Source organism: Austwickia sp., from assembly GCA_016699675.1.
In the GTDB taxonomy this organism is placed as follows: domain Bacteria; phylum Actinomycetota; class Actinomycetes; order Actinomycetales; family Dermatophilaceae; genus Austwickia.
Map to the genome: position 1 here is coordinate 3,530,643 of CP064985.1, position 13,220 is coordinate 3,543,862.

A 13,220-nucleotide genomic window follows, 5' to 3' on the forward strand; every position below is an offset into this window, starting at 1 on the left:
CCCCGCCGCCCGCCGTCCGGACCGCGCGGGGGGAAGCCGTACGCCGGAGGGCGCGAGTCGCCCCGGCCGTGCGGGGGAGGGCGACCGTTCGTCGACCAGCACAAAGGGTGCCATGGCACCCAATGCGCAGGTCACGAACGGGCGTGAGGAGGGCCGAGGTCGCGGGGGGAGTGAACGCGCGAGGCGTGGCCGGCAGGGTGGGAGCCGGCAGGGTGGGAGTCGGCAGGCGGCGAGCCGGGAGGGCCGGGCGGCGCGCGGCCCGGAGACCCCCGCGGAGCGCGCCGAGCGGATCGCCCGCCGGGAGGCCTACCGCGATCGGCGCCGCGCCAGCGTTCCGCCGATCACCTACCCCGACCTGCCCGTCACCGAGCGCCGCGACGACATCGCCGCCGCCATCCGCGACCACCAGGTCGTGATCGTCGCCGGCGAGACCGGCTCGGGCAAGACCACCCAGATCCCGAAGATCTGCCTCGAACTCGGCCGCGGAATCACCGGCATGATCGGCCACACCCAGCCCCGTCGGATCGCGGCGCGCTCGGTCGCGGAGCGCATCGCCCAGGAACTCGACGTCGAGATCGGCCAGGCCATCGGCTACCAGGTCCGGTTCACGGACCACACGACCCGCGACACCCTCGTCAAGGTCATGACCGACGGCGTGCTGCTCGCGGAGCTGCAGCGGGACCGGATGCTGCGCCGGTACGACACGATCATCATCGACGAGGCCCACGAGCGCAGCCTCAACATCGACTTCATCCTCGGCTACCTCAAGCAGCTGCTGCCGCGCCGCCCGGACCTCAAGGTCATCGTCACCTCCGCCACGATCGACCCGGAGAAGTTTGCGCGACACTTCGCCGGCCCGGACGGCGCCCCCGCCCCGATCATCGAGGTCTCCGGGCGCACCTACCCCGTCGAGGTCCGCTACCGCCCGCTGACCCGCGCGGAACCCAACCCCAAGCCCGGCGGCGACCTCGTCGAGGTCGAGGTCGACCAGGTCACCGGCATCATCGAGGCCGTCGAGGAGCTGTGGACCGAGGGGCACGGCGCCACCGGTGCCGAGGGCCTCGGCGAGGACATCCTCGTGTTCCTATCCGGGGAGCGGGAGATCCGCGACGCCGCCGACGCCCTGGACGGGATGGGCCTGCCGCAGACGGAGATCGTGCCGCTGTACGCGCGGCTCTCCGCGGCGGAGCAGCACCGCGTCTTCGCGCCGCACCCCGGGCGCCGAATCGTCTTGGCCACGAACGTCGCCGAGACCTCGCTGACGGTGCCCGGGATCCGGTACGTCGTGGACGCCGGCACCGCCCGCATCTCGCGCTACTCCCAGCGCACGAAGGTGCAGCGTCTGCCCATCGAACCGATCAGCCAGGCCAGCGCCAACCAACGCTCCGGTCGCTGCGGGCGGGTCGCGGACGGGATCGCGATCCGCCTTTACGCCGAGTCCGACTACGACCAGCGCCCGGAGTTCACCGACCCCGAGATCCTGCGCACCAACCTCGCCTCCGTCATCCTCCAGATGACGGCGCTGGGACTCGGCGACATCGCCCGGTTCCCGTTCGTGGATCGCCCCGACAACCGGATGATCACCGACGGACTCCGGCTCTTGCACGAGCTGCACGCCATCGAGGACCACGCCGCCTCGGCGGCCGACCAGCGGCGGCGGCTCACCGACGTCGGGCAGCAGCTCGCGGCGATTCCCGTCGATCCGCGGATGGCCCGGATGATCCTCGCCGGGGCCGCCGAGGGTGCGCTGCGGGAGGTGCTCGTGATCGTCGCGGCGTTGTCCATTCAGGACGTCCGCGAGCGCCCAGCCGACAAGCAGGCCCAGGCCGACCAGCAGCACGCGCGCTTCAAGGACGAGCAGTCGGACTTCGTCACGCTGCTGAACCTGTGGCGCTATCTGAAGCAAGCACAGAAGGAGAAGTCGGGCAGCGCGTTCCGGCGGATGTGCCAGGCGGAGTACCTGCACTACCTGCGCATCCGCGAGTGGCAGGACCTGCATCGGGAGCTGCGCGGGGTGGCGCGCGACCTGGCCCTGACCGAGAACGCGCAGGCCGCCGACCCGGACCAGGTGCACCGCGCGCTGCTCGCCGGCCTGCTGTCGCACGTCGGGCTGCGCGACCGGGAGAAGCGGGACTACCTCGGCGCTCGCGGCGCCCGCTTCTCGATCCAGCCGGGATCCACGCTGTTCCGGCGTCAGCCCGACTGGGTCATGTCCGCCGAGCTCGTCGAGACCACCCGGCTGTGGGCCCGGACCAACGCCGCCACCGATCCCGACTGGGTGGAACGGGCGGCCCAGCACCTGGTCAAGCGCAGCTACTCCGAGCCCCGCTGGTCGGCGTCGTCCGGGTCGGCGGTCGCGACCGAGCGGGTCACCCTGTACGGCGTACCGCTGGTCGTCGACCGCACCGTCCAGTACGGCCGGATCGACCCCGAGACCAGCCGCGACCTGTTCATCCGCCGGGCGCTCGTGGAGGGGGACTGGACCACGAGCCACCGGTTCTTCCACGACAACCGCAAGCTCGTCGCGCAGTTGGCCGAGCTCGAATCGAGGGCCCGGCGGCGCGACATCCTCGTGCAGGACGAGGACCTCGTGCAGTTCTACGACCGCCGGATCCCGGCCGGGGTCGTCTCGGCCGCGCACTTCGATGCGTGGTGGAAGGCCGAGCGGCGCCGCCATCCGGACCTGCTCACGTTCACCGAGGACGTCCTGGTCAGCGACACAGTCGGTGCGGGGGAGGGAGACGACGGGTATTCGAACCTGCAGGAGGACCTGGCCCGGGACTACCCCAAGACCTGGGAGCAGGGCGACCTGCGGCTCGCGCTCACCTACCAGTTCGAGCCCGGTGCCGACGCCGACGGCGTGACCTGCCACATCCCGCTGGACGTCCTCAATCAGGTCCAGGACGAGGGTTTCGACTGGCTCGTCCCGGGGATGCGCGCCGAGCTGGCCACGGCGCTGCTCAAGACCCTGCCGAAGCAGACCCGCCGCAACTTTGTCCCCACCCCGGACCATGCCGCCCGCGCGCTGAACGAGGCCGACCCGGCCCTGGGGCCGCTCCCCGACGAGCTCGCGCGGGCGCTGTGGATCAACACCGGGGTCCGCGTGAACCCCGGCGAGTTCGACCCCATCCGGCTGCCCGACCACCTGCGGATGACGTTCCGCGTGGAGGACGAGCGGCGGCGGCGCCTCGGCGAGGGCAAGGACCTCGCTGCGCTCCAGGACCAGCTCGCGCCGACGGTGCGCACCGCCATGGCGCGCGCCGCCGGTGACCTGGAGAAACGGGGGCTGACGGCGTGGACGTTCGGCGACTTGCCGGACACGTTCGAGCGGCCGGCGAACGCCCGGGCCGCCCGCACCCTGCAGGGCTACCCCGCGCTCGTCGACGAGGGGGCGAGCGTGGCGGTCCAGGTGCTCGCGAGCCCCGCCGAGCAGCAGGCCGCGACGCGGCTGGGCATCCGGCGGCTCCTGCTGCTCAACACGACCGCGCCCTGGCCCCGCATCCTCGGCCTGCTGAGCAACGCGCAGAAGCTGGCGCTCGGGCACAACCCGCACGGCTCGGTTCCGGCACTGCTCGACGACGTGCTCGCCTGCGCCGTCGACGCGATCGTGGCGCGGCTGGTCGCGCAGCGTCCCGGCCAGCGGGTGCACACCGCGGCCGAGTTCGACGAGGCCCTGGCCGCCGTACGCCAGCAGGTCGTGCCCCAGGTCATCGAGATCGTCGAGCTGGTCCACCCCGTGCTCGACCGGGCGCTGCAGGTGCGACTCGCGCTGGACGGGATGAAGGCGACGAGCGTGGCCGCCCTCAAGGCCGACCTGACAACCCAGCTCGACGCGCTCGCCTACCCGGGCTTCGTCGCCGGCACCGGGTTGGCTCACCTGCGCCACCTGCCGCGGTACCTTGCCAGCATGCTCGAGCGGCTCGACAAGGCGCCCGCCGACCTGCGTCGCGACGGGGAACGCGCGGAAACGGTACGTCGGGTGGAGGCGGAGCGCGCCAAGCTGGTGGCCGCCCTGCCCAGTGGCGAGCGCGGCGCCGCCGACGTCGCCGACCTGCGCTGGATGATCGAGGAGCTGCGAGTCAGCCTGTTCGCGCAGCGGCTCGGCACGGCGTACCCCGTCTCCGAGAAGCGCATCTACAAGGCCATGGACGCCGTCGAGGACGCCCACGCGCGGTGAGTCCGGACGAGCCGAATCCGTGTGGGGAATCGCCGACCGGCGTACGGCGTTGCACCCCGCGAACACACCCCCGCGTGACCATGGACGCAACGACCGCGTTCCGTGGCCGACGGGACGGGAGGAGGAGACGGTGCAGGACCCCCGCGGGCTCTACAGGTTCGAGACCGACACGGACATCGGCGACCTGCGCGCCTCCGTGCTCGTCGTCGCGTTCGGGGGGTACCTCGACGCGGGCGGGACGCAGCGAATCCTCGTCGACCACCTGCTCTCCACCCTGACGCACAGCGTCGTGGCCACCTTCGACATCGACCAGCTCTTCGACTACCGCGGCCGTCGGCCGCTGATGACGTTCGAGCGGGACCGGTGGACGGGGTACGACGACCCGGCCCTGGTGCTCTACCGCGTCGTGGACGACGAGGGCGTGCCGTTCCTGTTGCTGACCGGCCGCGAGCCCGACTACCAGTGGGAACGCGTCGTCGAGGCCGTCCGCGGCCTGATCGAGCGGTTCGGCGTCACGCTCACGGTGACGGTCTACGGCATCCCGATGGCCGTGCCGCACACCCGCCCGCTGTGGGTGAGCGCCCACGCCACCCACGATCACCTCGTGCAGGGTCGTGAGGCCGTTTTCGGGACGGTCAAGGTGCCCGCCGGGGCCCAGAACCTCCTGGAGCTGCGGCTGGGAGAGGCGGGCCACCAGGCGGTGGGGTACGCCGTGCACGTCCCGCACTACGTAGCGCAGTCGGAGTTCCCGGCCGCCGCTCTCGCGGGGCTGGAGAATCTCCTCGCCGCGACCGGTTTGGCGCTGCCCGACGCGGCCCTGCAGATCGCCGCGGCCGACACCCAGCGGGCGATTGCGGCCGAGGTGTCCAAGACCGAGGACGCCCCGCAGGTGGTGGAGGCCCTGGAGGAGCAGTACGACACCTTTGTCGCCGGTCGGCAGCGCAAGGCGCTCCTCGCCGGGGACGACTCGCTGATCCCGACGGCCGAAGAACTGGCCGAGGAGTTCGAGGCATTCCTGCGCCAGCAGGACGGCCCGGAGGGCAAGCCGAAGGCCTGACGGCCGCCAGGTCCGGACAGCTGTCAGGACACGTTCCGCGTCGTGGTCACGACCGGAACCATGTCCTGACAGATGTCCATGCCGGAGAGACGGTCCAGTTCAGCCGCCCCTACCCCGGTCCCCGGCCGCTGGGCCCCCGGTTCCCCGGCTGCTGGTGCCCCGGTCCCGGGACGCTGGTGCCCCGATCCCCGGCCTCTCGGGTCTAAGCACCTCGCCTACAACTTCGTGTAGCGGGCCCGGAAGAAGCTGTAGACGCCGTAGGCGGCGATGCCGAGGGCCACGATGGTGAGCAGGGCGGTGCCGTACGCCGTCGCCGCGATGGCCCGCATCGCCCCGTCTAGGCCGGTCGCGTCGTCGGCCCGCGCCTCCAGCGCAGCCCCGAGGAACAGCAGGCCGGCGGCTACGAGGGCGATGCCTTTGGCGATGTAGCCGAAGCGGCCGGCCTGCTCGGCGACTTCGCCCGGGTCGGCGACGAGGTCCTGCAGGAATTTCTTCTTCCAGCCCTTGACCACGTGATAGGCGCCGATGCCGATGGTGGCCAGCCCGACCACCGCGACGAGCAGCCGGCCACCCGGCGTACCCAGCAGGTTCTCGGTCACCTCGCTCGACTGCGTCCGGCTGTCGGCCTGCCCGCCGCGGGCGAACGTGAGGGCGGTGAGGCCTAGCGCGGCGTAGGCGATGGCCTTGCCGACGGCCTTCACCCGGCTGAACGCGGCGTCCCGGCCGTGCCCGTGCCAGCCGCCGACCGCCTCGGTGACCTGCCACAGGCATAGCCCGAACAGGCCGACGACCAGCACCCACAACAACGGCCGGCCCCACGGTTGCTGCGCCAGGCCCCCGAGCGCGCCGGACTGGTCGGCCGTGCCATGTGCCAGGGGGGCCCAGGCGATGCCGAGGGCCGCCCAGGCAATCAGCAGGTGGATGAGCCCGCTCGCGGCGTACCCCACCCTGGCCGCCACCTCCACCACGGGGTGGTCGTTCGCGTCCCGCGCCACATCCTTGGCTTGCTCGACGATGTCCTCACCGCTCATGCGCCACCTCCCCTGTCGCCGCGCTCCAGCCCTTCGCGTCCGCCCAGGTGGCCACGATGCTCGTGTCTGCGACGAACCGCACGTCGCCAGCTTCGCTCCACCGGGCAGCAGCGCTGGTCAGCGCGTCGTCGATGGCCGCTGCCACGAGTGTCGCTCGATCGGCCGGGCTCTGCACCACTAACTCGTCATGAAGGCACAGGACGAGGCGCGCATCCAGGGGGCGCAAGGCAACCCGGACCGTCGCCGCCCATGCCTTGAACAATTCGGCTGCCGCGCCCTGAACCACAGCGTTGCGCAGGTAGCGGCCCTGCGCGCGGGCCCGGGGCTCGTTCGGTGCTCGCTCGGTCGGGGGCTGCCGGCCGTCGCCCGCGGCCAGGCGCCGCCCGCCGTACGTGCGGATCTCCCCGCCCCGGTAGCCCGCCTCGTACGCGCGATCCAGGTAGGCCACGGCGATCGGATAGGCCGCGCTGAGCCGCCGCAGCGCCTCCCCGGCGGAGCCCGAGGTCTGCCCGTACATCGCCGCCAGCACCGCGACCTTCGCCGCGGGCCGGTCCAGCCGCAGCTCCGCGGCGACGGGCGCGTAGAGGTCGGGGGAGTGGGTGGCCGCGATGAACGCCGGGTCCCCGGACACCGCCGCGAGGACCCGCGGCTCGACCTGGCCCAGGTCGGCGCGCACCAGCACGTGACCCGGTTCGGCGGCCACCGCCGGCCGCAGCGCGGCGGGGAGATTGTGCAGGCCGTTGCGCGCGGTCATGCGGCCGGCGGCGCCGTCGCAGGCGGTCCAGTGGCCGCGCAGTCGTCCGTCGGCACCGACGTGTTCGTCGAGCCAGCGATAGCCGTACGTCGTCGCGATGCGCTCCCCGGCCCGCCAGGTCAACAACGCCTCCACCACGGGGTGCACGCCTCGGTAGGCGGCGAGCCGGTGCTTGCGCGTGTCCGGGACGTCGATCCCCACGGCCGCCAACAGGGCCCGGACCTGCTCCGGGCTGCGCAGATCGGTGCCCTCCCGCCCCGGCACGTGCCGCCAGACCGCGCGGTCGCGCTGCTCCCGGAGCCGCAGGGCGTCGGCGTCGTCGCGCGGTCGCGGCCCGATGAGGTCGCCCATGATCTGCTCGGCGCGCGCCCGGTCGAGGGGCAGTCCGTCTCGTTCGAGTTCCAGGCACAACACCGCGGCGGCGGACTCCGACCACGCGCAGTGCCGCTGCCGCGCGTTCGCGAGCAGGGCCTCCTGACGCTGCGCGACGAGGCGGAGCGCCCGTGCCCAGCCCCCGGCCCGCGCCGGGGTGGTTTGCCAGCGGCCGCTCACGGCGTCGGCGCGCAAGTAGCCATCCGGGCCCACCGGCCAGTCGCGGTCGGCGGGTAGCGCGGCGTCGCCGGCGCCCGTGCTGTCGCAGGTCCCGCTGTCGGCGCCCGTGCCGTCGGCGGGGGCGACGAAGTCGAAGAGGTCGTCGCCGGTGGGGCGCGGTACCCCGGCAGGGTCGAGGCCATGGGCGCCGGCCCAGGCCAGGGCGGGGTCTGCGCGCCATCCACCCGCCAGGAGCCGGTGGACCTCGGCGACATCCCACGTGCGGTCGAGCACCGCGTCCGAGGCTCCCGCCGCCCAGAGCGCGGGCACCACCTCGGCCGCCGACCACCAGGCCCACCGGATCGGCCCCTCCCGGGCCAGGGATTCGGCGAGCGCCAGCGCACGACGTACGACGTCCTCCGGCTCGCCCCTGAGCGTCACGTCGGGGCCGGCGGCGGCCGCCCACCCGTCCCCGATCGTGAGCGCCACGAAGCGCGACCCGGGCGTGGTGGCTGGCGATGGCGCTGGCCCTGGTGCTGGCGATGGCGTGGGGGAGGCCACCTCGTCACTGTGTCACCTCCCTCGGACAATCCACCGGTCCGCCGCCGGCCCGAGGGACCGACAGACGGGCGTCCGGGGCGCTGAAGGTGTCCGCCGGCCGAGTTGCGGGCATTGTGGAACGTGACACCGGTCCGCACGGACCGGCACGTCGGGCCGAACCGACCGAATCGGTCGGCCCGCGATGACGAGAACCAGGAAGGACGACCGGTGGGGATCTTCGACCGATTCGGCAAGAACGAGGCCACCCAGGCCAGTCCGGCGCAGCAGCTGCCCACCGAGGGGTTGGCGGGCTCGGCGACGCGGCTGGTGGAGCGACTTCTCGACGTGGGCATCGACGGCAAGGCCCAGTTCGACTCCGCGCGGACCGTCGCGGAGAACCACCGCGCCCGCCAGGGATCCGACGAGAAGGCGATCGACGCGATTGTCAACGACCACCTCAAGCTCGCCGCTGCCGGCGGGTTCGTCACCGGCCTCGGCGGATTCGTCACGCTGCCCATCGCGCTGCCGGCGAACGTGGCGGGGTTCTACATCATCGCCACCCGGATGGCCGCCGCGATCGCGCATCTGCGCGGGTACGACATCCAGCAGAAGGAGGTGCGCTCCGCCGTCCTGCTGTCGCTGGTCGGGGCGGACTCGGAGGACCTGCTGAAGAAGGCCGGCTACGCGAGCACGGGCCGCCTGTCCAACCTCGCCGCCCAGCGGCTGCCCGGGCCGGTCCTGATGGCGGTGAACAAGGGCGTCGGCTTCCGGTTGCTAACCCAGGTGGGGCGCAAGACGTTCGCCAAGCTGGGCCGCGGCGTACCGCTCGTCGGCGGCGTCATCGGTGCCGGCCTGGACGGCTACATGGTCAAGCAGATCGCCGACCACGTGCGCTCGGAGTTCCCGCGCCGCGACCCGGCGCTGCCGGCCGGCTGAGTCGGCCCACGGCTGAGCCTGACGATCCGACGGTGGCCCCGGGAATCACCCGGGGCGCACCGTCGTTGACGCCCTGGTGCGGCGCGACAGGCGCCGCTCGATCCCCCGGAGAGCGTCATGTCGCTGCGTTGGCAGTCTGTGAGTTCCGTCGCTCGTGCGGCTCGGGCCACCGCCCAGCCCGGTTCCCCCTCCTGGTCGGAGCGGCTGGCGGCCCTGCCGCGGCTGAGTGCCCAGGCCTGGTCCGGCGCGTACCAGGGCCTCTCGCGCAAGCGCCTGTTGATGATGGTGGCGGCCGCGCTGTACGTCGTGTCGCCGGCCGACCTCTTCCCCGAGGGCGTCCTCGGCCTTTTCGGGCTGGGTGACGACGCCATCGCGATCGCCTGGCTGGCCGCCGCGCTGGTCGGGGAGACCCAGAGCTTCCTGGAGTGGGAGCGGCGCGGCTCGACGGTGCCCTCCAGCGTGGTCTGATCTGAAAGTCCCGGGGGCGGGTCGCCGTACACACCCTTCGGCCTCGTCCACAGCGCGCGCCGATGACTCCAGGGTCGCGACGCCACGGCGGCCTTGCCGCGCATCCTGGCGACCATGCCCGCCACCCGCATCTCGCAACCCGAGCACCTCGTCGTCCTGATCCCGTACGCCCTCGGCTACCACCCGCGCAGCTCTCTCGTCCTGATGGGGGTTCGCGGGAACGCGCTGGGGGTGACGGAGGCGGTGGGCTGGCCGCCACCGTGGGGGCGGTTCGGCCCCGAGGAGGCGGCGACCATGGCGGCGGTGCTGGTCCGGGACGGCTGTACCGCGGTCCTGCTCATCGCCTACGACGGGCGCCCCCTGCGACGGCTCCCGGCGGTTGACCAGATCACGGAGGCTGTTGAGGCCGCCGGCGTGATCGTCCTGGACCGCCTCACCGTCACCGAGGACCGGCGGTGGGGAGGCCTGGACTGCGAGGACCCCCGGTGCTGTCCTCCGGGTGGGCGCGCCCTGCCGCCGCCATCGGACGTGCCGGCCGTGGCCGAATGGGTCTTGCGAGGGATCGACCCCTACCCGGACCGCGACGCTATGGCGGCCACCATCGAACCCTCGTCGACTACTGAGATGTTCGACTTCACGGGTCTGCGGCGGGTGCGGCCCAGCGCCGCGCTCGCGCGCCGTGCGTGGGGCACGGTCCTGGGCTTCGGATCCGAGGGCGGCAGCCCGGCTGACATCCCCGCCGCGGTGGCGTGGCAGGCGCTGGCCACCGCCGCCGTACCGGCCCTCCGCGACGAGGTCCTGGAACTCATCTGCCCGGGCCTCCTCGGTGGCCCCGACCCCGCGACCGACGGGGCCGGGGCCGTGGCGGTGGGGCCGGGCGTCCAGTCGGGAGGTCTACCGCGCACGCCGTACGACGTCCTCGGTGCCGGGGCCGCGGCGCAGCAGCGACTGCGCCGCCTGACCGAGTTCGCTCGGCGGCTGCCCGAGCAGCATCGCGCCGAGCCGCTGGCGATGACCGCCGTCTGCGCGTGGTGGTACGGCCAGGGCACGCTCGCCCGGATCTGCCTCGACCGGGTGCACGTCCTCGCACCTGCGCACCGACTCAGCGCGCTGGTCGAGGCGATGCTCGACCACGGGCTCGGACCTCGGCGAGACTGCGCGTGAGGCGCGTGGCGGGCCGACTTCGTCCGAGGTCGGGCACTTAACAAGCCACACTGACCGTCTGGTCGGTCGTATACTCTCCATCGTCGTTGGACGCGCCGGAGCTCCTCGGTGCGACTGCCAGGAGGAGGCGCCTACGCGCCGAGGAGGGAGAATCGATGTCGATACTCGTAGGGTCCCTGCCCAGCCGTGAAGGACGCGCAGCGCTTGAGGTCGCGGTGGACGAATGCTTGATCCGCGGAGCCGATCTCGAACTGGTCGGGATGCCCGACGGCGGGCGAGGGTTCGAGGACGACGAGAAGGCGGCCTGGGACGCGAGCGTCCAGGCGGCCGAGCAGCGGATGGCCGACGGCGGCCGGAAGATGACGATGCGGGAGGCGACCGGCGATGACATCGCTCACTCGCTGGTCGAGCTGGCCGACAGCATCAAGGCCGACCTCATCGTCATCGGGCTCCGGCGGCGCAGCCCGGTCGGCAAGCTGCTGCTCGGATCGAACGCGCAGCGCGTGCTTCTCGAGGCCAGCTGCCCCGTGCTCGCCGTGAAGGCCCCCGGCCACGACTGACCGGCGACACCCGACACCCGACGCGCGAAGTGTCCCGGCCGCGGATTATAATGAACGTCTGATGGCCGGCCGGGTACTTTCGCCATGCGCAGCGACACCCCCACTGACCCGGCGGCCGCCCCGGACCCCAGCCGATGAAGTGGTGCGTGCCATCCAGGTGCGCACGAGGCCTGCGTGTCGCAGACCGCAGAAGCGAAGACGAAAGGTGTCGGTGTAGCCACGTGCCGAACGGATCCCCTGCCACCCGATCCCGCACGACCGACTCGATCGCCACGGAACCCTCCGTCGCGAAGATAGTCAAGAAGGCCGCCCGGTCCCGTCGCATCGTTGCGGACGCCCTGTCCGAAGCGATGGACGCGGACGCGGTGCAAGAGTCCCGCCGCCAGGAGCTTCTCGCCAGCCTTGCTGAGCAGGGAATCTCGGTCGAGGGCGACGTGCGTCTCAAGCCACAGGCGGCCGCGAAGGCCGCCTCGGGCAGCAAGGCCGCGGCCGCCGAGCCCGCGGCACGGACGGCCGCCGCCAAGAAGACCGCCAAGAAGGCCGCACCCCGCAAGGCCGCGGCGGAGCCGGCGGCCGCCCCGGCGGCGACCGCGAACCCCGCCGGCGATGACCTGGCCGACGACCTCGACGCGGACCTGCCCCACGACGTCGAGCCCTCCGAGGGCGACGTTGTCGAGGACATCGACGCGCTGGTGGTCGAGGAAGCCGATACGGAGGGCGACGACGTCGAGGTCGCCGACGACGCCACCGAGGCTGCGGACGCCGACGACGAGGGCTCCGAAGACGAGGCGTCTACCCCCGCGGCGGGCAGCGAGGCCACGGCCGCACCGGCGAAGGCCGCCGAGGAAGGCACCGACGAGGAGACCGGCTTCGTCCTGCGCGACGACGACGATGACGACGCCCCCGCCCAGCAGGTCGTCACGGCCGGCGCCACCGCCGACCCGGTGAAGGACTACCTGAAGCAGATCGGCAAGGTCGCCCTCCTCAACGCCGAGCAGGAGGTCGAGCTCGCGAAGCGCATCGAGGCGGGCCTGTTCGCTGAGGAGAAGCTCAACGCCGGGGACCCCCTGGAGCCCAAGCTCAAGCGCGAGCTGTGGTGGATCGCCCAGGACGGCAAGAACGCCAAGAACCACCTCCTCGAGGCGAACCTGCGGCTCGTGGTTTCGCTGGCCAAGCGCTACACCGGCCGGGGATGTTGTTCCTCGACCTCATCCAGGAGGGCAACCTCGGCCTGATCCGCGCCGTTGAGAAGTTCGACTACACCAAGGGCTTCAAGTTCTCGACGTACGCGACCTGGTGGATCCGGCAGGCCATCACCCGGGCCATGGCCGACCAGGCCCGCACCATCCGCATCCCGGTGCACATGGTCGAGGTCATCAACAAGCTGGCCCGCGTCCAGCGCCAGATGCTCCAGGACCTGGGTCGCGAGCCCACCCCGGAGGAGCTGGCCAAGGAACTCGACATGACCCCCGAGAAGGTCGTCGAGGTCCAGAAGTACGGCCGCGAGCCCATCTCCCTGCACACCCCGCTCGGCGAGGACGGCGACAGCGAGTTCGGTGACCTGATCGAGGACTCCGAGGCGGTCGTGCCCGCGGATGCGGTGAGCTTCACGCTGCTCCAGGAGCAGTTGCACTCCGTGTTGGACACGCTGTCCGAGCGCGAGGCCGGCGTGGTCTCGATGCGGTTCGGGCTCACCGACGGCCAGCCGAAGACGCTGGACGAGATCGGGAAGGTGTACGGCGTGACGCGCGAGCGCATCCGCCAGATCGAGTCCAAGACAATGAGCAAGCTGAGGCATCCGAGTCGGAGCCAAGTCTTGCGGGATTACCTGGACTGAGGTGTTGTCCCCGAGGCGCGGGCTTTGGGACGGCGGGCCGGGAGAGGGGTCTCCCAAGCGGGCACAGCGTCTTTAGCTTGTTCGACCCCGCTCCCGGCTCGCCTTTCGTCTGTCACCTCGCCGCGGTCGCGACCGCCCGGGGGGACCGGGGGGTGGACCGGGGGG

8 protein-coding genes and 1 pseudogene are annotated in these 13,220 nt (G+C 72.4%); 7 read left to right on the forward strand and 2 right to left on the reverse strand.

Annotated elements, in window-relative coordinates; translation table 11 throughout:
- Positions 1 to 289: 289 nt before the first annotated feature.
- Both hrpA and IPK37_16135 read left to right on the forward strand, forming a co-directional pair.
- Entirely contained in the window at positions 290 to 4,177 is a 3,888-nt protein-coding gene (gene hrpA / locus IPK37_16130; GenBank protein QQS02948.1) for an ATP-dependent RNA helicase HrpA, read from the forward strand.
- Between the two features lie 130 nt (positions 4,178 to 4,307).
- Entirely contained in the window at positions 4,308 to 5,234 is a 927-nt protein-coding gene (locus IPK37_16135; protein QQS00372.1) for a PAC2 family protein, read from the forward strand.
- Between the two features lie 215 nt (positions 5,235 to 5,449).
- Here the strand turns inward: IPK37_16135 and IPK37_16140 are convergent, their stop codons facing one another.
- Together IPK37_16140 and IPK37_16145 are read right to left on the reverse strand one after the other, a co-directional pair.
- Positions 5,450 to 6,265 (reverse strand): DUF1206 domain-containing protein, encoded by an 816-nt coding sequence (locus IPK37_16140; GenBank protein QQS00373.1) that lies wholly within the window; start codon positions 6,263 to 6,265, stop codon positions 5,450 to 5,452.
- Entirely contained in the window at positions 6,255 to 7,991 is a 1,737-nt protein-coding gene (locus tag IPK37_16145; protein ID QQS02949.1) for a DNA polymerase I, read from the reverse strand. Before IPK37_16145 ends, IPK37_16140 begins: the two co-directional genes overlap by 11 nt.
- A gap of 327 nt (positions 7,992 to 8,318) precedes the next feature.
- Here IPK37_16145 and IPK37_16150 point away from each other — a divergent pair, with 327 nt between their 5' ends.
- From IPK37_16150 to IPK37_16170, 5 genes and pseudogenes are all read left to right on the forward strand, one after another.
- Entirely contained in the window at positions 8,319 to 9,026 is a 708-nt protein-coding gene (locus IPK37_16150) for an EcsC family protein (protein ID QQS00374.1), read from the forward strand.
- Positions 9,027 to 9,143: 117 nt separating this feature from the next.
- Positions 9,144 to 9,494 (forward strand): DUF1232 domain-containing protein, encoded by a 351-nt coding sequence (locus IPK37_16155; protein ID QQS00375.1) that lies wholly within the window; start codon positions 9,144 to 9,146, stop codon positions 9,492 to 9,494.
- Positions 9,495 to 9,608: 114 nt separating this feature from the next.
- On the forward strand, positions 9,609 to 10,658 hold the full coding sequence (locus IPK37_16160; GenBank protein QQS00376.1) for a DUF4192 domain-containing protein: 1,050 nt from the start codon (positions 9,609 to 9,611) through the stop codon (positions 10,656 to 10,658).
- A 155-nt stretch (positions 10,659 to 10,813) separates the two neighbouring features.
- Complete coding sequence (locus IPK37_16165) at positions 10,814 to 11,218, forward strand: universal stress protein (GenBank protein ID QQS00377.1); 405 nt, start codon at positions 10,814 to 10,816, stop codon at positions 11,216 to 11,218.
- 221 nt (positions 11,219 to 11,439) lie between these two features.
- Positions 11,440 to 13,055 (forward strand): annotated as a pseudogene (locus IPK37_16170) (RNA polymerase sigma factor).
- The last annotated feature ends 165 nt before the right edge of the window (positions 13,056 to 13,220 follow it).